Source organism: Rhodococcus sp. JVH1, assembly GCF_000280725.2.
GTDB classification, from domain to species: Bacteria; Actinomycetota; Actinomycetes; order Mycobacteriales; family Mycobacteriaceae; genus Rhodococcus_F; species Rhodococcus_F jostii_A.
Window position 1 is genome coordinate 3098265 of record NZ_CP166289.1, and the last position, 21837, is coordinate 3120101.

Consider the following 21837-nt stretch of genomic DNA (forward strand, 5'->3'; position numbering starts at 1 on the left):
ATAGATTGGGACACGATGTATCCCATGATTTGCTTTCTCACTCGGTGGTTGACATCGCTCATGTTCACGCCACCTCGGACAGCCGCGGGAAGAGTGACATCATCGCAGCATCTTTCAAATATGACGCGCCTGCCGTACCGCCGGTGCCAGGTACCGTTCCGATGACTTTCAGGGTGATGCCCCAGTGGCCGCGCTTCATCGCAACCCACGCACGGTCCAGGCGCCGCATCGCCTCCTCGAGAACGTGTGCATCCGGATGCGTCTTCCGCATCGAGAGATACACGTCCTGCAACGTAGTGTCCCCGACATCGATCTTCCCAATATGCTCGAAGTCACGGGGATCGAGTGGAGCGCAGGCGAACTCCACTTCACGAAACGCGCGCGACTGCACCGCGCTCCGCCCATGGGTGAAGCCGCGAATAATCGAGAAGGCGTCAACCGGCATCGTCGTGAGAACCCGGAAGAGCGCAGGCACCGCTTCGAGGCGGATCGACGCCCGGTCGAGGCGACTCTTTGCCACTGCGGCCAGACCATGACCCAGGTCACGGATCGCCATCGAAATCGCTGTCGCGACTTGCCGATACAGACCTTCGAAGATCTGGATGCAGCGGATGAACATCTGCTCGTCGTGCAGGCGCGTCGTCGGCAACAACGTCAGCCGAACTGCACTTCCGATCTCTTCGGGGACACCGTTCAGCGCCGGCGCGGCGTGTGAAGCAAACGAACTGTAGTCGGCGCCCGGCTGAGCCAGCGCCGCAAGACCGGCCGCAGCGACGGAAGGATCGAGCGAGAAATCGGGTGCGAGCCTGTCGAGTTGGGTCACGACCCGTGTCACTGCGCGCGTCCGGACCACCTGGGGGGCGTGTGCCGACCTCCCGAGTGCTCGCGCCTCCAACAACGCGAGGTCCATGGCCGCGGCAGCAACGAATGCGTCCACGCGCTGCGCGTCATCGGACCGGACGACCTGGTCGAAATAGTCGAGCCCGACATATGACAGATAGTCGCCATTCTGAGCATCGAACGTCATCGGTAGCCAGGCACCGAGAACATGATGCGCACGGTTGTTGTCATGGAAGTTTTGCAGCATGGCGACCAGGTGGGGCCGGACCCCGTTACGCCCGACCGTCTGATAATGGGCCGCGACAGCCGCATGGGGAAACTCCGCGTGTCCCGCCTCCCATTGTCGGAGCGCATTCTCGATATTGCGTCCAGACAATTCATCGGTCGTCGCTTCAGCAGCCTGAAGGCACGCGCCTCCGACGCCGATCACGCCGGAACGAACAAATTTCTGCTCGGCTTCGAGCAGCGTTTCGGAAATCAATGCGAAACTCGCCTCTCATCCGTACTGCGGTGTTCAGCTAGCTTCGACGACGCGTGGCGAATGCGGATAGACACCCTAGGGAGACTTCTCGACACCCTTTCCGCTGGGGGGGTGAGGTTTTCAACCCTGGGGTGCCTGTTCCGCCCGCAGGCACGTGCCCAGGATTGGGAGCGATACAGAACTCGAGGCAGGTCGATCCCACAGAAGGAAGAAATCTATGCACATAATCGCCAGAAGCGCACTCGAGACGATCAACGAAGCCGTTGTCGGCGGGAGTGTCCACAACCTGGGTGTCGTCAAGATATTCAGCCAACACCCTCAGTTGGCGCAATTCATTCCTGCTTCCAGCAATTTGGCGATCAGCTGGGTCAGGTTGGAGTGCGGTGAGGTGCTGGCGGTGCACAAGCACCCGGAGCCCAGTCTGATCCTGATCTGCGAGGGTTCCGGACGAACGATGGGCAGTGCTGAGCAGGAGGTCGGTGCGGGAGACATGATCCTCGTCCCCGGCGACTCCTGGCACGGCTTCGAAGGAACCCGGGACGGTTTCTGGGCGCTCTCGATCCAGTTCAACGGCAAGGCACTCTACGAGGACGCCGCGAAGCCCAACGCGGTGTTTGCAGGCGAGGTACCGAATCGGGCGGCTGTGCTCCTGGCGGACAACGAGAAGTACCTGCAGCAATTTGGTACCAGCAGCCTGTTGCGGCTGATCGATGACCCCTCGTTCGACGACCCCCACGTTCGGGAACGGCTGCTCGACTGCCAGCAGACGTGGTCGGACGTGTTTCAGGACCTGCTGCACCTGCGTGTCGCGATGACCACCGATACGGCGCACAAGCAGGTGGCGCTCGACCATCTGGTCGAGGAACTGGGCCATAACGACAACCTGCGCAACCAACGGGGATCAGCGCACGCGCCGGTCACCGATGAGACGTTCGTATCGACAATGGAGTGGTTCAGGCATCAAATGCTGTACCGGAGCGACATGGTGCGCACTCTGCTGATGCATGTGGTGCTTGAAGGTAGCGGCGAAATCTGGCACCGGGAAGCGGCGCGAGCGTTTCCGGCAATTCCGCACTTCCAAGAACACGGAGAAGACGACGGCCAGCACGTGAGTATGGGGATCGATCTGCTCGATCGCGCAACGCCGGCCGAGATTCGAGAACTCCGCGAAGCACTCGCCGAGGGATGGAAGATGATCACGCAATTGTGCGACAGAATCGCGTCGATCGCCCTGGCCGACACGGCGGTCCCCACGTACTCCACATGCTGAGCGTCCTCAGGAAAGTCGTCTGGTTCGAGGTTCCCAAACCCCGAACTCGACTCGACCCTGTGCCCAACGCCTCCCACCTTGCCAGATGGCAGCGGTGGTGTGACGCGGCGCAGCGGGACAGCGTGAACGCGCTCCGAGGCGAGCGACTGAGCAGATCCGTCTTCGGCGGACTTCGTCGTGACATCATGCTCGGGCTCGTGGCCATCGCGGTCAATGCAGGGTGCGCCTTCGGTGCTGCGATCACGCTGAAATCGCTGATCCAGCACCTCGTCACCGGCGATTCAGCACTCACGACGAACCTCACGCTTGGTATCACCTGCATCGTGCTGACCTACTTGGCGTGGCTTGCATTGAATCACACCTTCATGCAAGCCGACGTGGTAGGCATCGGAGCCCGGACATACATCGAACAAAGGCTGCTGCACAAGAAACGCAGCATTGCCCCTTCCGACCAACCGGCCGACCTGGTCACCCTTCTGGACCGGGAGGCAGCACGCGTCGAAAATGCTTGGTCGGGACTCATTTTCATCATCCTGGCACTCGCAACCATCACCTTTACCTCCGCGTACTTCTTCGTGGCGTTGGGACTGAGCGCTCTGGCGGCACTGTCGGTGATTCTCGTCAGTTCCGCGGTGATCTACTGGAACGCCAAACAATTGAATGCCGCGCACGCTGCACTGTCGGCGACGGCGGCAGATCGCATCGAAGTCGGCCTGTTTTCGCTGAACAATCGCCTGCTCGCGTGGCTCAAGAACTGGAACGACGAACTCTTTCGGCGCTATGCCGACAAGCGAGATGGCGAGGAGCGCGCGCTCCTGAAAGCGGCGCGTCTCATCGCGCGGATCAACCTCATATCGACACTCACTCCGATCGTTGCCATGCTTGCCGCGGTGTTTACCCAGCTGGCCCACGTTGGTTACGTCGATCCAGCAGGCCTGTTGTCCACAATGGCGCTGGTCGGAGGCTTGAAATCCGTCGCCAACAATATCCCCTTCATTGTTCAGAGTCTGTCCCAGGGCATTGTCGGGCACACCAACGTTGCGAAGTATCTATCCAGTCCGCACTCGCTGGACACCGATGCGACCGCAACGCGCCTACCGGCAACAACGGCGAAGCACATCGCCGTTGTCGGCGCCGCAGGCAGTGGCAAGACGTCCGTTCTGAAAATCGGTGCACGCCACAGCAGCCAGGTGAACAGCAAAACGTTCTTCGTACCGGATGAACCGTGGATATTCCCTGGCGGGCTCTACGAGAATTTGTGTCTCTATCGAAGCGAATTCACCGACGACGAGGCCCGTCGAGCCTTGGCACTGTCCCGACTTCCCGGAACCTTCTACGGCGACTACCTCTCGAGCAAGTCACGCGACCGGACCGAGGGCTGGAACGTGTCCCGCGGGCAGGGGAAGCGGCTGGAACTGGCACGGGCAATACTGGCCGAACCGAAGTTCGTTTACCTGGATCAGCCCACAGCAGGGCTGGACGACGACCTGGCGAATGGGCTGTTGGCCTCCCTTCTGCGCGGGCCGTGGCACGACACCACGGTCATTTATGCAACGGACAAGCCCGATGAAAAAGATGCTGCAGACGAGATATGGCTAGTGGCCGGAGGCGAAGTCGTGGAGGTGATGCGAAACCTCACACCACGTGCGGCGAATCCCGCTCGAGAACGCAAAAGGCTTCTCGCTCGAGAGGATCGGTCGGTCGCTCGCCGTCCCCAGGGCGTGGACCGAGCGGAATTCTCGACTTCGTCACGCCGCAGTCTGATGAGCCTGGGCGTCGCGAAGGTCGCGGTTGTCGCATGCGTCCTGTTTGCGTGCCGCGACGTTCTGACGATTGTCGGTGACTACACAGCTGCCAGCGGAATTTCGACCACGAATGCGCGGACAGCAGCGACAACCCTCATCGCCGCACTGTCCGCCGGGGCCCTCCTGTCGATTTTCACCTCCCTGTTCATAGTCAAACGCAGCATCGTGGCGGCATCCCGCAAATGTCGGAATTACTTCTCGACCGTCATGAGTCCAAAGCCCAGGCCGGCCTTCGACGAGGTCGATCAGGACTATCAGAGCAAACTGACTTGGGATCAACGACGTATCGACGAACTTCTGCCAGAAGTACTTCTGAATACGCTGGGTGCGGTTACGTTGCTGCTCACGACCGCCGCGTTCGTATTGAGCAAGAACATTTTCGTCCTGCTGCCCCTTGTCGGGATGTGCTTCGCCTACTGGCACAGTTCGAAGCGATCGGGAAGGCGACTGCAGGACTTCAACGATAGAGAGATCGGTACGACGTCGACCGTGTTGGAGCGGGTCGAGGCCATTACCTGGAGCTCAGCGAGATTCGACTTGGCACGCGACAACTCGGCCCTCGTCAATTGGCTGAACAAGAGTTTGATGAATCGCGCCTTCGCTTCGATGGACAATGCGGGCGCGCGCCGCTGGTTCAATTACAAGCTCGATTTGATGGGTGTGCTCTTCCTGTCGGTCGTCGTCGGTTCAACCGTGTTTGTCCAGGCCGGCGGCGGATCCGGCCTCAGCGGTGTTCTCGCGCTCAGTCTCTCGTACAGCCTCATCGCTGTCTTCGCCCGAGTGGGCCGTTGCCTGGTGGACCTCAGACAGGTTCTCGACAGCGCGGATCGTCTCCTCACGCCTCCGACCGGCCCGGCGCAGTGCTGGACCGGCTCAGCAGTTGAAGACGCAGCGCTCGTATCGTTTTCGGAGGTAACGTACGTCGCGCCGCACACCGGGGCGGTGCTACTGGAAGAGCTTTCCGAGTCCTTTGCCAGCCGAGACGTCGTGGTCGTCATGGGCCCGAGCGGGGTCGGTAAGTCGACATTTGCGAAGTTGGTTGTGGGCAGTCTGCAGCCGACAACAGGCGTCCTCTCGACATTGGGCCGGACGACGGGATACGTCTCGAATTCCCACACCGAAGACATCCTCCTCCTGACGTCGAGTCCGATCTTCAAGCCGGGCAGATTGATCGAACACTTCAACAGCCCGTTACCGCTCGAATTGGCTCGCTTCGTCGACTATCTCGACGTGGCAGACGTCGTCGGGCGACTACCGTCCGGATTCGACGAGCCCGTCCCTGCCACCGGTCAGTTGAATCTGAGCAAGACGGAACTGCAGCGGCTGGCGCTCCTCGACCTGTTGATCAATCGCCCGGCGGTCGCAATTCTCGACGAAGCGACTTCCGAGTTGAGTACAACAGCGGAGCTCTCGATATTGCAGGCCGTGATCTCTGCCTTGCCGGACACGCTCTTCTTCATCATCACGCACAATCCCGGGCTGACCGAACTTGCCAACCGAGTCTTCCACTTCAACGGCCAGCGACGCCTCCTCGAGGATTCTGGCCAGTCGCACACGACAGCCGATCGGAACTGGAATGGACAGGAGGAAGACCATGGAATGGCTGCCCCAACGCGATGCGTTCTGTAACAGTCACAACGTTCCACGGCCACAACTTCCGCTGAGGAACATCGCGCACTGGAACGCGGTACTCCAGGGCAGCGTGAGGAGCAATGACGCCCTGCATCACGAGCGAGCGTACGTCGCACCCGGATACTTCTACATGCCCGTGTGCGACGAGCCCGACGATCGGACATTGGCGGAGTTGTCGAGCCTGGCGTCAACCGCCGACTGGTTGTTGGTCCCTTCCCTTCGCAGATCCGATCGCCGTCGGCGCGCCGACGTCATTGCAGTTCCATTCATGAAGGCGGCATTCTTCCGGTCTTCGCGAAGTGTGGACCTCGCCCTGCGAACCGCGGTAGGAGCCAGCCAATACAAATCAATCGTCAGGCTCACGAGGAAGGCCGAGGCGGCGTGCACAACCGAGATACACCGTCTCTCGGACGTGGCAGAAGACAATCGGGTCCTGCGCAATTTCGCCTGCCTTCAGGCCTTGAATGTGGCCAAGTACGGACACGCCAAGAACCTCTATACGAGCGATGTGCTGCGTATGCTGGCACGCTCGTCCGAAGGTGAGAAATACTTCGTGAAGCTGGACTACGACAAGTATTCGAATACTCCGTTGGCCGGATCACTGAGCTACGCCGACGATCACCGTGGCGTGTTTACGAAACTCGTTCGGGGACTGGACCATGACCGAATTCCGCGTGGGTTGAATCTGTATATCGCCGACTACTACCAAATGTATCGTTTCGCGGATCGGCTGGGTTTCGCGGACATCTGTCTCGGCCGAGGCGCCATCGACGCGAAAGTCCGGGTGGGCGCAATTCACATTGTCGACCTGGACAACTGGCTAATTCCGGTCAACACACAGCGTACACAGGCGATGCAGGACTACGCGAGATCGCGACATGGAGACTGAGATGATCAGCGAAATAGCCTGGGCAGATGGAAGATGCGTGCGATTCGACGAGGTGATCCTGTCACCTGCCACCCATGGGTTGTCGTATGCCACGTCGGTGTTCGACGGTATCCGCACGTACGGCGGCAGCATCTTCAAATGCGACGACCACATAGCGAGGTTGCGGCGGTCCGCCGAGTTGTTCGGGCACACCGTGCACTATTCGAATGCGGACTTGGCCGACGCTTGCCACGAATTGGTGAGGGCCAATGATCTGGCCGATGCGTACATCAAGTGCTTGGTCTTCTATGACGACACCGATGTGAGTTTCAAGGCGCAGGGCTCTTCCAGCAAGGTGGTCCTGTTTGCCCTGCCCTTTCCTTCGAATTCGGCCGCGGAGCAATATCGGCTCTCGACGGCAACGTGGCGGCGTGCACCCGCCTCGTGCCACCCGTATCAGGCGAAAACGTCGTCTACCTATGCGTTGAGCTACTTGAGCCACCGCGGGCGGGCCGACGGTTACGATGATGTGCTCTTCCTCTCGACAGCCGACGCTGTGTGCGAGTCGAGCGGCTCGAACGTGTTCTTCGTCAAGGGAAACGCATTGTTCACGCCGACTGCCGAATTGGCCCTCGACGGGATTACCCGAAGGGTGATAATCGATGAGCTGTGTCCGCGACTGAAGCTCTCGGTAACGGAACGCGACATCGCCTACGGCGAGATCGGATCGTTCGACGCCGCATTTCTGTGCGGGACTGCGATCGAAATCATGGAGGTTTCCGGCATCGACGAGATCCGGTATGCGAAGTCCGCAGTGGTCGATGCGATAGCAACCGAGTATCGGCACTTGACCAACGGCCGGTCCGCGATCCGATGACGACCAAGCAAGGTGGGTCATCCTTCCCCCCAGGGTTCCTAGCTTCACGGCCGTCGGCCCGGGATAGTACTGGAAGGTGAAGTCCATTTCGCCGAACGATATTCCATCCAGTGGGGTCTTCTGAATGAAACTGCTCATTCTCCATCGCGTTCCGTATTCCTTCATCGAGTACCATCGTGTAATCGATCATGGAATTCACGATGTCGTCTACGTGGGCTCGAGCGCGCAACTTGCGACCGTGCCGCCCGACCTTCCTTGCACGAGGGTTGAACGCCCGGGTCGAGCAGGTCTGGCCGAGGAAGTTCGCACCCTGTTCTCCCCCGACGACGCCTTCGACCGAGTCATCAGCGTCTCCCAGTACGAGATGATGGAGGCAGCGCAGATAAGACGGAGCCTCGGAGTAGAAGGAGTATCACCGGAGCAGGTCCACATCGTGAACGACAAGGTAGCGATGAAAGCCGCAGTCGCAGGATGCGGACTTCGCGTGCCCAGATTTGTTCGCTGCGATGAGGCGCTCACCGCTTCCTCCGCCGATGTCACTCCCTGGGCTGGGAAGACGGTGCTCAAACCACTCGATGGAACCGCCAGCAAGGATGTTTTCGTTTTCGCCACCTACGCTGACGCCGGCACTGCGATTCTCAACCACCCTACGGGTCTGGAGGACTGGGATCCGGAACGCTTCCAGCTCGAAGAATATGTGGAGGGGCCGATCTTCCACTTCGATGGCCTGATGCTTGCCGGTGCGCCGGTGGCGATCGTCGCCAGCAGATATCTGGGCACTTGCCTCGAGTTTGCCCAGGGAGTTCCGCAGGGATCGATTCAAGTCGACGACGACGGTGGGCGTTGCAAGGTAGCGGTCGAGTACCTTCGGGCCGTGGGTATCGACAATGGCCCATTCCATCTCGAACTGATCGAGGCCGCAGATGGAATGGTTTTCCTGGAGGTCGGCGCCCGCCCTGGCGGCGGACATATCAAGGAGACATTCCGGCTTGCCACAGGCATCGACTTGGTCGCGGCCGGTTTGGCCTGCAACCTCGATTGGTCACCTCTCGAAATCAATCCACTGAAACGGTGGTTCGAAAGTACGGCGAGCAGTACGGTCTACGGGGATTTCATGTTCCCGGGTCACCTGCTTCCGTCGCGGTACTGCGCGATATCGGGTGGGGAACGGTTTCAGGCCCACCCAGACGTTGTTCGATGGAAGGAACTGGAGACGGGCGCTTCTCTTCCGAAGACCGTAAGCTATTTCGATTTCGAATTGCCCGTCAGCGGCATCGTCGCCGGCCGGTCGACCTCTGAAGTGACCTCACTCATTCGCGAAATCCTGACGACCGTGCAAGTCGTACCGATTGAGCAGCCCACGCAATGCCCCACACCTGGCTGACCGGACAGAACGTGAATCTGCCCGGTCAGTGCGGGAGAGGGCTGTCAGCTGTTGTCAATTTATCTAAAGCTATCTATCAGATTCTCGTATTCGTCTGTTCACCGCGAATTGGTGACGCTGCGAAATACGTGGGTTGTCGGTCATTGGGGTACGCAGGTCGCCGCCGGAAGGTGCGGCAGCGACGGCGGAGATGGTGGAAGCTGCATTGCGGGGTGTCGGGCTCGGCAGGGCACCAGGGTCGTCGGCCGATCAGGAAAGCTGCTGCGGGAGACCCGCTTTAGATGAGATGTATTGTGTCTGCGGATGATCGCGATCCGAGCCGCGAGAAGCAGGGTCCGGTGCGCAAGTCCCGGGACAAGACCAGCCCGACACCACCTCGGCCGCGGCATCGCCGGGTCCGCCGCAGCCTCCGCACCACAACGCCGCGGGCGGGGGTGACTCCGAAACAGCATGTTCCTGCACCCGAAGCGTCGGTGTGGGACACGGTCCAACCCACACCACCACACGGTGATGCGGGTAGCCGTGACACACGTACATCTCAACCATCAGCCACACCAGTGGCAGATAGTACGAGATCTACGTAGACGCTCGTCTCCACCCGAATCCGAGCCTGCGCCTCAGCCAACCGGCGCTCGGCGTCCACGAGATCAGTGCCGACCGCGACTATGACACCTTGACGATCCGCAGAGGACCGGAGCGGACCGAGGTGTTGCCCTGGTTCGAGAGAACACTGCAACCGGATGACCCCCTCGACCTGACGCGCGGCTTCGATGCCCTGCACGCGTTCGATCACCACATTCTCGTAACCAAAGAATGCGACGCAGCCTGCACCGCGCCCGGGTGCTCGCGATTGCGGCGGCAGCCCGGCAAGATGACAGATCGACTCCCGGACCAGATCGCGACCCATCGCACGGTGCACCAGCTCCCAAATGAAATCGCCTCCAGGACGGGTATTGCCCTCGATGATCCGGGGCCCGGCCGAACCGATACGCACTTCGGTATGAGCCGGCCCGAAGGAATGACCGATCGAACTGAGGAAATCGGTGACGAGACGGCGGAGCTCGGCAAGGGCCGATGCCGCGAGCGCGGCCGGCATCAGATGACCGGTTTCGATATACCGTGGCGGGCCGGTGGTGGTTTTTGCGGTCACCGCGATGACGTCGTGCCGGCCATCCGTGGTGAAGGATTCGACGCTGTATTCGGGGCCGTCGATGAACTCTTCGACGAGGGTCGGCCCGGGGTACTCGCCGCGAGAGCAGGCGAATGCGGATTCGACCTGGTCAAGGCTGGAGACGCGAAAAACACCGGAGCTGCCGGCGCCTTCAGCCGGCTTGACTATGATCGGGCCGCCCACTGACCGAAGAAAGCTCCGTACCTCGGAGGCCGAATCGCAGCTTCGGGTCAGCACAGCTCCGAGATCACGGCCGGCCAGGTGCTCGCGCATGGCGATCTTGTCGCGGGTCAACCGGACGGCTTCCCGCGCATTGCCCTTGATGCCCAATGCCTCTTTGATCACGGCGGCCGGCATGAGGCCGTGCTCGGTGAATGACACGACGGCATCGACGGGTTCAACCTCGTGCAGCTCCTGCGCCATGCTGAGCGCCTCTGCCTGGTTGCGGTAGTCGAATACGCACAGCCGGTGGGCACGCCTGGCCTGCCGCGCGGTGACCGATTCGGAATTCTGAAACACAGACAGCTCGACCGGTAGATCTTCGATCCTTCGGAAAGTCTCGTCATGTCCGCCGACGATCAAAATGTGAGCCATGCCGACCCAGCTCCTCGAGGTCCGCTGATTCCCGGAGGTCGCGCTCGTCCGGCCGGTCTCACTTCCGGCCCTCGATTGCGCTGAAGCCGCAGGGCAGGAGCGTACTGCCGGTGAGTTCGAGGCCTGCGCGCTCGTATAGGCGCGCGTAGTCCTGAATCGTTCGCTCCCGGCCGCCCGTCATGACCAGCATGGCGACGTCCACCACATTTCCCCAGACGTATCCGCCGTCCTCGCTGATCACCCGCTCCAGGACCAGGATCCTGCCGCCGGGCTCGAGTGCGTTCGCGCAATTAATGAGGACGCGTACCGAGTCGTCGTCGTTCATCGTGTGAAGAACGCTCTTGAGCAGGTGGACGTCGCCCCCGCCAGGCACCTCTGTGAAACCGTCGCCGGGCACAATGCCACACCGCTCATCGACGCCATATTCCCGCAAAGTGTGACCGGCCCTGGCCAGCGAGAACTCCAAGTCGTAAATCGTGCCCCGCAGATGCTCGTATTTGCGCAACAGCTGGGCGGTCACGATGCCGTAGCCACCGCCGACATCGACGACGTGCCGATTGTCCGTGAAATCGATCGCTTCCGCGGTCTCGAGACCGGCGCGGATCGAGATCTCGTGCCAGCCCAGATGGAAGCGCTGGGCGGAGTCGGGGTGCTCGGCCAGGTAGTCGAAGAGGGATTTGCCGAAGAACTGGCCGAATCCTGTCTGTCCCGTACGTGCGCATTGGAGCAGCTCGCTCCAGGCCAGGTACGTTTCTGCGCCGGCAAAGAGCTCCACCTCGCTTGCGATCGATTCCGGATTATCCCTGCGCAAGAATTCGGCTCGCGGCGTGAGTGCGCATCTGTCCTGCTCGTCCACGGAGAAGATCCCCGCGCTCATGAGTAGGCGGAGGATCCGCTTCAGCGCATCGGGATCAGTGCCGCTTCGTTGGGCAAGGTCGGCAAGCGCCATTGGGCCCGCCGCCAGCAGATCGGCGAGCTCCAGCTCGACGGCTACGAACAAGCAGCTGGATATGTTGTAACCATGAACCATTTCTTTGACACAGAGACGGTCGGGCTTGTCACGGAAGTCGAAATACATTGTGCGCCTTCGAATAGGTCGTGGAGTACAGCAATACGTGGAACTCCCGGACTGCCGGGCGTTCAACCAGCGTGAGGTTTCACCGCATCGCGCGATAGATACCCAGGGGCTGGCAACCATTCACCCCCCGCCCGCACCGACGTAGCTTCAGGTGGTAGTCGCAGGGTCCGACTCCGACCCCAGATTTCGCACCAGCCAACGCCCGTCGACGAGATGCATGAGGACCGGGCACACGTACCGGGGATCGTTCGGCTGCCACAGACCGCCCTCTAGCGCCGAGGCGTCGAGTACGTAGAGCGCCTCGACCTCCGGGGCGACCATCCTGGTCGAAATGCACCCACAGCGGATGAGCCGGCACCGGCCCGGCAAGGGCAGCCTCAACCGCCTCACTTTCCCAACCGTCAACAGTCAACAGTCATCTGACAGTGGTTGTCACGCACCCACTTCTGCGCCAGTACCGCCCGGAAGTCGGGATCCACATTCGGCCATGCCGACAGCAGATCCCCGTCCACACACACCGGCATCAGGAATGCCCACGCCGCATTCACCAGATCGGTATGCCCGAGAAACCGCACCAGTTCGGCCGGATCCACCGCACGAAGCTGCCGGTACGTCTGCCGCACCTCGGGCGGCAACGAGTCGATCTGCTCGTCGGCCAGCTGCGGAAGCCGGACGCACGCGTCGAGAACCACCCGACAGGCAGCCACGGTTGCTCTGCCCCCGATCCAGAGCCGTGACCGCGTCGAGGAGCAGCCTCCGGACACTGTCCGGCAACGGCGCCGAACCCTCCGGAGTCGAGATCGTCACATCATCCTGACCAGCGATAACATACTTCAACGCGGTGAGAAGGTCCCGATCGTCGGCGCCCGGCGGCAACACCGTGTGGTTCATCCGAGCGGCCATACCTCAACCATGAAGCGAAAAAACGAACACAATCTCCTGCGCAGCGGACGAGGTGGCTCTCAGCCCAGCCCGTGGAGGAACTCCTCGACCACTTTCCGGTACTGCTCCGGCTGGTCGTCGTGGACGAGGTGCCCGGCGTGCTCGATGCGGACGTACTCGGCGCCGGGATGCCGCTCCGCCATGGTCCGCATCTGACCGTCGGGGGTGATCGTGAACTCCCCCTCGATCAGCAGGGCAGGAACGGTGATCGACGCCCATTGGTCCCAGAAGTGCCTACCGCCCCACTCCTCGGAGATGTCGCGGAACGTGTCGACGTCCCCGTGCAGGTACCAGCCGTCGGCGCGCTGCTCGAACGAGTCCAGGAAGTACTGTCCGGCAACCGGACCGAAGAACTCGAAGAGGTCTTCCCGTGTCGCGAACGGCTGCGGCCAGTTCGAGATCATCGCCGCCCAGTCCGCGGCGGTCCGGCCCCGGAAGTCGGGGGCCATGTCTTCGAGCACGAGCGCCGACACCTTCTCGGGGTGTTCGGCCGCCAGGCACCACGCGTGCAGGGCGCCCATCGAATGACCGATCACCACCCACGGCTCGGCGAAGGGCGCGAGTGCGGCGGCCAGATCTGCCACGAACGCTTCCGTCGTCAACCGCGACGGTGCGGGCCTGCCGTGACCTGCGGCGTCGAACGTGAAGACGTGGCCGTGCTCGCGCAACCACGGCACGTGCCGACCCCAGGTCCGCGCGCTGCCCATCAGCCCGTGCAACAGCAGAATCGGCTGCCCCGTCCCACCCTCGTCGTGCAACGCACTCTCACCTGCCACCCCTCCGACGCTAGCGGAGTAATCTCGCCCGCATGGCAGTGGTAAAGATCAACGCAATCGAAATCCCCGAGGGCTCAGGCCCCGAACTCGAGAAGCGCTTCGCAGCGCGCGCGCACGCCGTGGAGAACTCCCCCGGCTTCCTCGGATTCCAGCTTCTGCGCCCCGTCAAGGGCGAGAACCGCTACTTCGTCGTCACCCAGTGGGAGAGCGAAGAGGCATTCGCGGCGTGGCGCGACGGTCCGGCCCGGGAAGCACACGCGGGTGAGCAGAAGAAGCCGGTGGCGTCCGGAGCGTCTCTGCTGGAGTTCGAGGTCGTTCTCGACGTCGCGGCAGCGAACAAGGGCTGAGAGACGGGGCCGAGCGGGAGGATTGACACGACGGCCCGCCGGGTGCAAAAGTTCGCAGGACAAAGCGATGGTTCGGCAGGAATCCGGTGCAATCCCGGAGCGGTCGCGCCACTGTAAATCGGAGTAGTCCTTCACGGGAGCCACCTCGACAGCCAGATACTGCGGCCATCGCCTGGACCTAGGGGACGCGAAATCCCAGGAGGAACTATGGCACTCGCCTACGCACCCGGCTCGTCGGTCGACACGACCCGTCTCGCCGTCATCTCTTTCGCGATCGTTCTGTTCGCGATGCTCGCTCTCTACCTCGTTGGTTTCGACCAGGGCGCGATTTCGCGCAGTGGCATGTACATGCATGAACTGATGCACGACGGCCGCCACCTCCTGGGTCTGCCATGCCACTGACCGATTCCTTCGCGAAACTCCTCATCCGCGGCCTGCTGGCCGGCCTGATCGCAGGCATCCTGGCCGGTGGCGTCGCGTTCGTCCTCGGTGAGTCGCACATCGATGCGGCCATCGCGATCGAAGAGTCGAACAGCGCCGCCGAAGCCGAAGTCCACTCACACGACGCCACTCAGGCGGCCGAGCCGGCCGGGCACTCGCACGACGAGGAAGAGGCACTGGTCAGCCGTGACGGACAGCGCTTCGGGCTGTTCCTCGCCACGTCCCTTGCGGGCCTGGCTCTGGGGGCGATCTTCGCCGTCGTCGCGAATTACGCACGACGAGTGACGACGCTGTCCGGGCCGTTGCTCGGTCTGACATTGGCCACATTGGGCTGGTTGGCAATCGAGGCGGTGCCGTTCTTCAAGTACCCCGCCAACCCACCGGCTGTCGGAGACCCCGAAACGATCACTCAGCGCACCTGGCTGTGGCTCGCCGCAGTCGTGCTGGGTCTGCTCGCGGTGGTGGCCTCGGTCTTCGCGGCGAAGGCCGTCGCGGCGCAGGAATTCCTGTCGCTGCGAATCGCGGCGCCGGTTCTCGCCTTCCTCGTGGTGGTGACCATCGGCTACCTCGTGCTGCCCACCGTCGACGAAGTGGGCGACGACTTCCCCGCAGTGCTGCTGTGGCAGTTCCGGCTGTCGTCCCTCGCGACGCAGGCCACGTTGTGGCTGGTTCTCGGACTGGCATTCGCGTTCCTCACGGAGCGCGCCACCCGGGCCACGGCACCCGCGCCGGCGAACGCCGCCTGACCCACAGGGCGTCAGCGGGATTTGTCCCATCGGGCCGGGTCCGCCTCCAGGGCGGCCCGGTCCCAGGCACCCCGCTCGGCGGCCGCGTCATACGTGCTGTGCAGGAACTTCAGCAGTGCGGCATCGGGATCGTCTGCGGTGCGCACGGTCTCGTACGGCAGCAGGAACTGGCCGTTCTCCTTGCTGTAGAAGGCTCCGTCGGGCCCGACCGGGTAGTCGGCGAACCCGTCCGGCTCCGGGTAGGCGTACGCGTAGAACGCGCCTTCGACGCCACCACCGGGCCAGAAACCGCAGCTGCTCAGCTCATGCGAGTAACCCTCGACCATCACCCAGTCGCCGCAGTTCGGCGCTCCACCAGGATGAGTCGGTGCTGTTCTTCCGGAGAACCGCGTACAGGCCAGGTCGAGCGCACCCCAGAAGAAGTGCACGGGACTGACCTTCCCGATGAAATGGGAACGGAACTCGTGCAGGACGCGGTCGGCCTGCACGAGCTGCCGCCAGAACTGGTGCACCGACTCACCGTCGTACGAACAGTGCTGCGTGTCCTCGGCGAACGGGACGGCGGGGTCCACCTCGTTGGGCCGGGCCAGAATGGTCGTCGCCACACCCAGTTCGGCCAGCGTGTCCATCGTCTCCGCATAGAAATCGGCCACCGACTTCGGTTCGAGGGCGACCGTCCCGGTGCCGCCCGTGCTGGTGCGGATCACCAGTCGATGGTCGGCGAAGTCGAATTCGATGTCGAAACAGTCGGTGCCGTACGGAATCGTCGACGTCGTGAGACCGCGGGGGCTCACGTACAGCGGGACCTGCCACCAGTGGTTGATCAGCGGTGCGTGGGCCAAGCGGATCTTCCCGACGATCTGCGTCCACATGTGCAGGGTGTTCCGCGTCGACGCCCAGTCGTCCACCTTCAACGCCGGCCACGCGTCTCCGGACCGTGTCTGCTCGCGCACAGTGCCTCCCTGCCGACGACGTGCATTTCAATGTGCCCCTCGTACGGGGTGATGGCAAGCGTGTCGCACCCATACCCGGGTAGGGGTGGACTCCACTCCCCGGAGTGATGTGCCGCGACGTCGCCGATACCAGCATGCGGACATGACCACTCGCACTGCACCCTCGGTCCCGCAGCCGGTCGAGCGCGCGTACCGGCTGCTCGGACTCGCCCTGTTCGCCGGCGTGGTCGAGGCCCTCGCGCACACGTCGCCGGCATTGGAGGGCCCGGCCGCCGACGTCGCCAGCCTCGCCCGGCAACTCGTGGTCCGCATCGTCGTCTACGGCGCGGTGCTGTTCGTCATGACCCGATTCCGCAGTGGCAGGGCGTGGGCGCGGAACACCCTCGCGATCGGTCTCGGCGTGTTCGGTGTCGCTTCGCTCGTGATGGAACCGATCACCTGGATGTGGGCCGGCAACGACCCGATGTCCGCCGTCTCCGGCCTGACCCTCGACGCCGCGGTGATCGCGACCGCCCGGCTCACCCATCTCGTGGCGGTGATCGCGGCGGTGGCACTCATGTTCCGGCCCGACGCCAACCGGTACTTCACGCGCCGCTAGTTCACCGGCACCGCGCTCGCCTGCGTCAGAAGCTGCAGGAACACGTCCTTCGGTTGCGCGCCGGACACGGCGACGCGGCGGTTGGCGACGAAGAACGGCACCGCCGACACCTGTAGTCGACGGGCGGTCTCGAGGTCGGCGCGGACCGCGTCCGCACCGGCATCGGACTCGAGTTCGGCGCGCACGGTGTCGGCGTCGAGGCCGGCCCGCGACGCGATGTCGACGAGCACCTCGCGGTCGTCGATCACGGCCCCCTCACCGAAGTGGGCACGGAACAGTGCCTCCACCACGGCATCTCGCTCATCGCCCGCCAAGTGGATCAACCGGTGGGCGTCGAAGGTGTTGGCGGCGATCACGGTGTCGAAGTCGAGACTCAGCCCCTCGTCGGCCGCCGTGCGCGCAACGTGACCGAACATCTGACGGACCTGCTCGGCGGGCATACCCTTGCTCTCCACCAGGGCGTCGAGTTCACTGCGCCGTTCCCCCACCGGTGTCTCCGGCGACAGCTGATACGACCGCCACACCACGTTCACCCGGTCGCGCCCTTCGAACTCCGCGAGGGCCGACAGGAAACGGTGCTTGCCGATGTAGCACCAGGGGCAGGCGACGTCGGACCAGATCTCGATCTCGATGTCGCTGTCGGTGTTCTGCTGTCTCGTCACAGTTCAGTGGAACGAATCGATGGTGCATTCTGTTCCGCAAGGTTCGACGCGGTGTTTGTCTTGGTTCGCCGCGCTGCATTTCCGCACGCCGGATTCGACCGAACGGTACGGTGAGGGGATCGACACGGCGAGAGTAACGTCGTATCGATCGTGCCGCTGAGTGAGGGGCGCTCGTCGCGATGCCCGGACAATCGGCGGTTCGATGATCATTGAACCCGAAGATCGTGGAATCCGAACTCCTCCAGGAGTAGCCATGGTTTACGTCTCCTCACCGAGCAAGTCCGTCGAGTCACTCGGAATCGTGTTGATCGCCGTCGGAGTCGTCCTGCTCGCTCTGCTCACCCTCTACCTGGTCGGATTCGACCAGGGTGCGATCTCCCGAAGTGGCATGTACCTGCACGAATTGATGCACGACGGCCGCCACCTCCTGGGAGTTCCCTGTCACTAGTTCCACCACGACGGAGCACGCGATGAACTCTCCAGCAGATTTCGAAGCACAGGCGAACAGGGTCGCGGAGTACGGCCCGATCCATCACGTCGAGATGGATTCGCCGTATTACCTGTCCAATTCCGCGTTCGACGCGTTGCGGCACGTTCTCCACGACGTCGGCGGCCAGGCCGCCCTTCCCGTCAAGTACGAGGAGAAGGTCGAAGAGGACTGGGAGATGAGCACATACGTCACGTGCGAATGCCTCGGGTGGCGCGGTGTGTGGAACTCCGAGGAGCGCCGTCGCGCCGAGAACGACCTGGGCGCCACGCTCTACTTCGGGCTGCCGTACTACGCGCGGTGGATCACGGTGGCCGCCAAGACGCTCATCAACAAGGGCCTGATCACGCCCGATGAACTGTCCGCCAAGATCGACGAGGTCCGCGCCCGGTCGGGTGGCGGGAACGCGACTGGAGGCCAGTCATGACGAAGTTCGAGATCGGCGACCGGGTCACCGTCAAGGACGCGACGTCGATGTTCCACACCCGAACTCAGGCATTCATCCGCGGGCACACCGGCGTGGTCGTCGAACATCGCCCGGAGTGGGTGATTCCCGAGGACGAGGCGTGGGGACGCGTGGAGGACGGCCGGACCGAGCCGTTCTACGTCGTCCGCTTCCGGCAGACCGACCTCTGGCCCCGCTACACCGGATTCGAGATCGACACGTTGGAAACCGAGTGCTCCGAGCGCTGGCTCGAGCCGGCAGGAGAGGCGGACACATGACGCATTCGCACGACGATCACGCCCCCATCCAGGCCTCGGAGGAGGTCAGCGAGTTCGAGATCCTGGAGACCGCCATTCGGGAACTGTCCATCGAGCACGGACTGTTCTCCCGCGAGGATCACCGCCGTTTCTCCGAATGGGCCGAATCGGTAGGGCCGTCGGGTGGTTCGAAATTGGTCGCGAAGGCGTGGGTCGACCCGGAGTTCAAGAAGCGACTGCTGGCCGACGGCACCGAAACGTGCAAGGAAGTGGGGATCGACTGGCGCGACCCGACCGGATCAGGCACGCCGAGCGACTACACGTACTTCTACGTGCTGGAGAACACCCCGAAAGTCCACAACGTCATCGTCTGCACGCTGTGTTCGTGCTATCCGCGGCCCGTCCTCGGTATGTCTCCGGACTGGTATCGCACCCCCAACTATCGCCGCCGGTTGGTGCGCTGGCCCCGCGAGGTGATCGCCGAATTCGGCTTGCACTTCCCACCGGATGTCGAAGTGCGCGTGCATGATTCGAACCAGAAATCGCGGTTCATGGTGATGCCGATGCGCCCCGAGGGCACCGACGGGTGGAGTGAGGAGCAACTGGCGTCGATCGTCACCCGCGACACCATGATCGGTGTCGCCGTACCGCAGGTCGACTGGACCGCGACCACACCACCCTCGGACAACGGAGGAACCGCGCGATGATGACGGACAAGGCCTACGACGTCATCCTGAACACGCTGACGCCGGAGACGACCCGCGACGACGTCACGCTACCGGACCTCGACCGCAAGCCCGACCCGTGGGAATCGAGCATGCAAGCCACCGCGGAATGCCTGTCCTGGCGTGGCGCCTGGGACAATCTCGACAGGCGCCACACCGAGGACCAACTGGGCGAAACCATCTACCGCGACTTCCCCGTCCGCTCCCGGTCCGTCGTCGCCACCGCTCACGCGTTGATGGACAAGGGCGTCATCAGCCCGGACGAACTCCAAGCGAAGATGGAGGAAGTGCGCGCACGGTTCAACCGTCAGTAGCCGACTGCACTCAGGACTCGAGTGCGGCGTCCAGCGTGATCTCGACTCCGGTGAGCGCCTTGCTCACCGGGCACGACTCCTTCGCGGCCTGAGCGGCCTTCGCGAATCCGTCGGCGTCGAGACCGTCAACCTCGCCGCGGACCGTCAGCTTGATGCCGGTGAGCTTGAAACCCGGGTTGTCCGGTCCGAGTGAGACATCCGCCTTCACCTCGAGGCTCTGCGGGGTGCCGCCTGCCTCCGCGATGAGCGCGGACAACTGCATCGCATAGCAGGAGGAATGCGCCGCGGCGATCAGCTCCTCCGGGCTGGTGGTTCCACCAGCCTCCTCGGCCGCCCGCTTCGGGAACGAGACGTCGAAGGTCGCGACACCGGAACTGGTGAGTTCCACCTGACCGCTTCCCTGTTCGAGCGATCCGTTCCAAGCGGTCCGTGCGGTACGTGTCGGCATGCCACATCCTCTCGTGGTTCTTCGGTTTACGTGTCGAACCTACTCGTACCGGGCGGACATGCGCAGCGCGCGGGAACGCAGGGCGGCCCGCAGAGCGTCCGGTGCCAGCACTTCCGCGGCCTCGCCGAACGCCCACAGAACCCCGCGTGCGTGGGAGTCGTCGCCGAACACCGCTTCCAGCCGCACCCGGTCGTCGCCGACCGACCGCTCGGAGCGGACGGCGTAGGCACGCTCCACCAGGTCGTCGCGGCGCTCACGGTCCACGAGAACCTCGGCGACCACCGGCGTCCCGCGCGCCCGGAACGCCGAACGGCGACGCTCCCAGATCGCGGCGAGGTCGATGTCGGCAGATCGCTGCGCCGGCTCGTCGAGTTCACGGACGTCCTCGATGCGCTCGAGCCGGTACGTCCGGTCGCGGCCGGCGTCCGTCGCCACCAGATACCACCGTCCCGCCGCGTGGATGAGCCCCTGCGGGTCGATGACGCGCCACACCGCGTCGTTGCCCCGCGACGGGTACAGGATGCTCAGCCGCCGGCCCACGAATACCGCCTGCTGGATGAGCCCGAGGTGATCGTCCACCGGTTCCGGATCGGTCAGCCACGATCCCTGGGTGACGTACACCCGCTCCGCCACCTTCGTCGCCGCCGCCCGGTGCGCGTCGGGCATCGCCGCCACCACCTTGCGCATCGCCGACGCGAACGCCGGCGCCATGCCCAGCGATTCCGACGTCATCGCCGAGCCTGCCGCCAGCAGGGCCTTGGCCTCGTCGACGGTCAGGCCCGTGAGGTCGGTGGTGAATCCCGGAAGCAACTCGAAGCCGCCGTCACGACCGCGTTCGGCGTACACCGGTATTCCCGCCGTCGACAGTGCGTCGATGTCCCGCAACACGGTGCGCGGGGACACCTCGAGTTCGCGGGCCAGCGCCGACGCCGACATACGCCCGCGGTTACGGAGCAGGAGGACGAGCGAGAGCAGACGGTCGGCGCGCATGCGGAAAGTCTGGCAGAAATACATGACAGGAGATGTCATGTTTCACGGCGATAGTTGCCTCATGACAAACAACACGACAGACCCCCGGCCTCTGTACCACGAAGCCCTCTCCTGGACCACCGCCCTCGTCGAGAAAGTCCGCGACGACCAGCTGACGGCAGCCACTCCCTGCGCCGACTTCGACGTCCGCACCCTGCTCGGCCACCTCGTCGCCACCGTGGAGCGTGCCCGCGTGATCGGTGAGGGCGGCGACCCGGGCACCGTTCCGCTCGTCGTCACCGACATCCCCGACGATGGCTACCCAGACGCCTACCGGTCCGCCGCGGACCGCATGTGGCCCGTCTGGACCGACGACAGCGGGCTCGACGCGACGGTGACCGCACCGTGGGGCACCGTCCCCGGCCGGGCCGCGATCTGGGGCTACATCAACGAGACTCTCGTGCACGGCTGGGACCTGGCCGTCGCCACCGGCCAGCCCTCCGAAACCCGCCCTGAGCTCGCCGAGGCCATGCTCGCCGTCGCACGGCACGCGATCCCGGCGGAGACACGCGGCGGCCACGTGCCGTTCGCGGACGTGGTCGAACCGCAACCCACCGCCGGACCTACCGAGCGACTCGCCAACTGGTCGGGACGCAAGAGCATCTGACCCGCACACACGAACGGGCCGCCGGTGGAAAACCACCGGCGGCCCGTTGTCGTTCGACTA

Annotated in this window: 25 protein-coding genes, 2 pseudogenes and 1 riboswitch; of the genes and pseudogenes, 16 read left to right on the plus strand and 11 right to left on the minus strand. The window is 63.4% G+C overall.

The features are described 5' to 3' along the window. Nucleotides 1-64 precede the first annotated feature (64 nt). The gene (locus JVH1_RS14075) at nt 65-1321 is read right to left on the minus strand and encodes a hypothetical protein (protein ID WP_043780756.1); all 1257 of its coding nucleotides are present in this window, start codon (nt 1319-1321) and stop codon (nt 65-67) included. A gap of 217 nt (nt 1322-1538) precedes the next feature. Between JVH1_RS14075 and JVH1_RS14080 the strand changes: the two genes are divergently transcribed. The 6 genes and pseudogenes from JVH1_RS14080 to JVH1_RS14105 form a co-directional block, all read left to right on the plus strand. Beyond that, nucleotides 1539-2591 (plus strand): cupin domain-containing protein, encoded by a 1053-nt coding sequence (locus JVH1_RS14080; RefSeq protein WP_009477512.1) that lies wholly within the window; start codon nt 1539-1541, stop codon nt 2589-2591. Next, nucleotides 2585-6025: an ATP-binding cassette domain-containing protein gene (locus tag JVH1_RS14085; RefSeq protein WP_043780754.1), complete on the plus strand. Its 3441-nt coding sequence runs from the start codon at nt 2585-2587 to the stop codon at nt 6023-6025. The genes JVH1_RS14080 and JVH1_RS14085 overlap by 7 nt, the downstream gene beginning before the upstream one ends. Further along, nucleotides 5991-6917 (plus strand): hypothetical protein, encoded by a 927-nt coding sequence (locus JVH1_RS14090; protein ID WP_009477510.1) that lies wholly within the window; start codon nt 5991-5993, stop codon nt 6915-6917. The genes JVH1_RS14085 and JVH1_RS14090 overlap by 35 nt, the downstream gene beginning before the upstream one ends. Nucleotides 6918-6954: 37 nt before the next feature. Then, the gene (locus JVH1_RS14095) at nt 6955-7773 is read left to right on the plus strand and encodes an aminotransferase class IV (RefSeq protein WP_005262186.1); all 819 of its coding nucleotides are present in this window, start codon (nt 6955-6957) and stop codon (nt 7771-7773) included. A 124-nt stretch (nt 7774-7897) separates the two neighbouring features. Beyond that, nucleotides 7898-9157: an acetyl-CoA carboxylase biotin carboxylase subunit family protein gene (locus JVH1_RS14100; RefSeq protein WP_009477508.1), complete on the plus strand. Its 1260-nt coding sequence runs from the start codon at nt 7898-7900 to the stop codon at nt 9155-9157. A 326-nt stretch (nt 9158-9483) separates the two neighbouring features. Beyond that, nucleotides 9484-9741, plus strand: a pseudogene (locus JVH1_RS14105) (transposase); the annotation flags it as partial. On the opposite strand, the gene JVH1_RS14110 reads toward JVH1_RS14105, so the two are convergent. The 6 genes and pseudogenes from JVH1_RS14110 to JVH1_RS14135 form a co-directional block, all read right to left on the minus strand. Beyond that, on the minus strand, nt 9696-10922 hold the full coding sequence (locus JVH1_RS14110; protein ID WP_009477507.1) for an ATP-grasp domain-containing protein: 1227 nt from the start codon (nt 10920-10922) through the stop codon (nt 9696-9698). The pseudogene JVH1_RS14105 and the gene JVH1_RS14110 overlap by 46 nt on opposite strands. Nucleotides 10923-10980: 58 nt before the next feature. After that, nucleotides 10981-12000 carry a methyltransferase gene (locus JVH1_RS14115; protein ID WP_009477506.1) on the minus strand — a complete coding sequence of 340 codons (1020 nt, stop codon included), beginning with the start codon at nt 11998-12000 and terminating at the stop codon, nt 10981-10983. Between the two features lie 147 nt (nt 12001-12147). Further along, nucleotides 12148-12321, minus strand: coding sequence for a hypothetical protein (locus JVH1_RS14120; RefSeq protein ID WP_009477505.1), 174 nt, complete (start codon nt 12319-12321; stop codon nt 12148-12150). 80 nt (nt 12322-12401) lie between these two features. Continuing rightward, on the minus strand, nt 12402-12707 hold the full coding sequence (locus JVH1_RS14125; RefSeq protein ID WP_157180194.1) for a hypothetical protein: 306 nt from the start codon (nt 12705-12707) through the stop codon (nt 12402-12404). A 4-nt stretch (nt 12708-12711) separates the two neighbouring features. Beyond that, nucleotides 12712-12903, minus strand: a pseudogene (locus JVH1_RS14130) (DNA-binding protein); the annotation flags it as partial. A gap of 59 nt (nt 12904-12962) precedes the next feature. After that, nucleotides 12963-13718, minus strand: coding sequence for an alpha/beta fold hydrolase (locus JVH1_RS14135; RefSeq protein ID WP_009477503.1), 756 nt, complete (start codon nt 13716-13718; stop codon nt 12963-12965). Between the two features lie 32 nt (nt 13719-13750). Between JVH1_RS14135 and JVH1_RS14140 the strand changes: the two genes are divergently transcribed. The 3 genes from JVH1_RS14140 to JVH1_RS14150 all read left to right on the plus strand — a co-directional run bounded on the left by JVH1_RS14140 (nt 13751) and on the right by JVH1_RS14150 (nt 15252). Further along, nucleotides 13751-14065 carry an antibiotic biosynthesis monooxygenase gene (locus tag JVH1_RS14140; RefSeq protein WP_009477502.1) on the plus strand — a complete coding sequence of 105 codons (315 nt, stop codon included), beginning with the start codon at nt 13751-13753 and terminating at the stop codon, nt 14063-14065. Between the two features lie 51 nt (nt 14066-14116). Further along, nucleotides 14117-14250: riboswitch (cobalamin riboswitch) on the plus strand. 22 nt (nt 14251-14272) lie between these two features. Further along, nucleotides 14273-14467, plus strand: a complete 195-nt coding sequence (locus JVH1_RS14145; RefSeq protein ID WP_005244930.1) for a CbtB domain-containing protein — start codon at nt 14273-14275, stop codon at nt 14465-14467. Then, a complete protein-coding gene (locus JVH1_RS14150; RefSeq protein ID WP_009477501.1) occupies nt 14458-15252 on the plus strand; it encodes a CbtA family protein in 795 nt (264 codons plus the stop codon). Before JVH1_RS14145 ends, JVH1_RS14150 begins: the two co-directional genes overlap by 10 nt. 11 nt (nt 15253-15263) lie before the next feature. Here JVH1_RS14150 and JVH1_RS14155 read toward each other — a convergent pair whose 3' ends face one another. Then, nucleotides 15264-16205 (minus strand): DUF5996 family protein, encoded by a 942-nt coding sequence (locus tag JVH1_RS14155; protein ID WP_009477500.1) that lies wholly within the window; start codon nt 16203-16205, stop codon nt 15264-15266. 142 nt (nt 16206-16347) lie between these two features. Between JVH1_RS14155 and JVH1_RS14160 the strand changes: the two genes are divergently transcribed. Next, on the plus strand, nt 16348-16803 hold the full coding sequence (locus JVH1_RS14160) for a membrane protein (protein ID WP_043780752.1): 456 nt from the start codon (nt 16348-16350) through the stop codon (nt 16801-16803). On the opposite strand, the gene JVH1_RS14165 is transcribed toward JVH1_RS14160, so the two are convergent. Next, the gene (locus tag JVH1_RS14165) at nt 16800-17465 is read right to left on the minus strand and encodes a DsbA family protein (protein ID WP_009477498.1); all 666 of its coding nucleotides are present in this window, start codon (nt 17463-17465) and stop codon (nt 16800-16802) included. The genes JVH1_RS14160 and JVH1_RS14165 overlap by 4 nt on opposite strands. Before the next feature lie 253 nt (nt 17466-17718). On the opposite strand from JVH1_RS14165, the gene JVH1_RS14170 reads away from it, so the two are divergent. The 5 genes from JVH1_RS14170 to JVH1_RS14190 are packed head-to-tail and all read left to right on the plus strand — an operon-like array spanning nt 17719 to nt 19693. Next, nucleotides 17719-17913 carry a CbtB domain-containing protein gene (locus JVH1_RS14170; RefSeq protein WP_005244942.1) on the plus strand — a complete coding sequence of 65 codons (195 nt, stop codon included), beginning with the start codon at nt 17719-17721 and terminating at the stop codon, nt 17911-17913. Nucleotides 17914-17935: 22 nt separating this feature from the next. Then, nucleotides 17936-18379 (plus strand): SH3-like domain-containing protein, encoded by a 444-nt coding sequence (locus tag JVH1_RS14175; RefSeq protein WP_009477496.1) that lies wholly within the window; start codon nt 17936-17938, stop codon nt 18377-18379. Continuing rightward, nucleotides 18376-18675 (plus strand): SH3-like domain-containing protein, encoded by a 300-nt coding sequence (locus tag JVH1_RS14180; RefSeq protein WP_009477495.1) that lies wholly within the window; start codon nt 18376-18378, stop codon nt 18673-18675. Before JVH1_RS14175 ends, JVH1_RS14180 begins: the two co-directional genes overlap by 4 nt. After that, nucleotides 18672-19361: a thiocyanate hydrolase subunit gamma gene (gene scnC, locus JVH1_RS14185; RefSeq protein ID WP_009477494.1), complete on the plus strand. Its 690-nt coding sequence runs from the start codon at nt 18672-18674 to the stop codon at nt 19359-19361. Before JVH1_RS14180 ends, scnC begins: the two co-directional genes overlap by 4 nt. Continuing rightward, entirely contained in the window at nt 19358-19693 is a 336-nt protein-coding gene (locus JVH1_RS14190; RefSeq protein WP_009477493.1) for an SH3-like domain-containing protein, read from the plus strand. Before scnC ends, JVH1_RS14190 begins: the two co-directional genes overlap by 4 nt. Before the next feature lie 10 nt (nt 19694-19703). Here the strand turns inward: JVH1_RS14190 and JVH1_RS14195 are convergent, their stop codons facing one another. Together JVH1_RS14195 and JVH1_RS14200 are read right to left on the minus strand one after the other, a co-directional pair. Next, complete coding sequence (locus tag JVH1_RS14195; RefSeq protein WP_005244949.1) at nt 19704-20141, minus strand: OsmC family protein; 438 nt, start codon at nt 20139-20141, stop codon at nt 19704-19706. A gap of 39 nt (nt 20142-20180) precedes the next feature. Continuing rightward, entirely contained in the window at nt 20181-21131 is a 951-nt protein-coding gene (locus JVH1_RS14200) for a YafY family protein (protein ID WP_043780765.1), read from the minus strand. 37 nt (nt 21132-21168) lie between these two features. On the opposite strand from JVH1_RS14200, the gene JVH1_RS14205 reads away from it, so the two are divergent. After that, nucleotides 21169-21777: a TIGR03086 family metal-binding protein gene (locus JVH1_RS14205; RefSeq protein WP_009477491.1), complete on the plus strand. Its 609-nt coding sequence runs from the start codon at nt 21169-21171 to the stop codon at nt 21775-21777. Nucleotides 21778-21837: the final 60 nt, after the last annotated feature.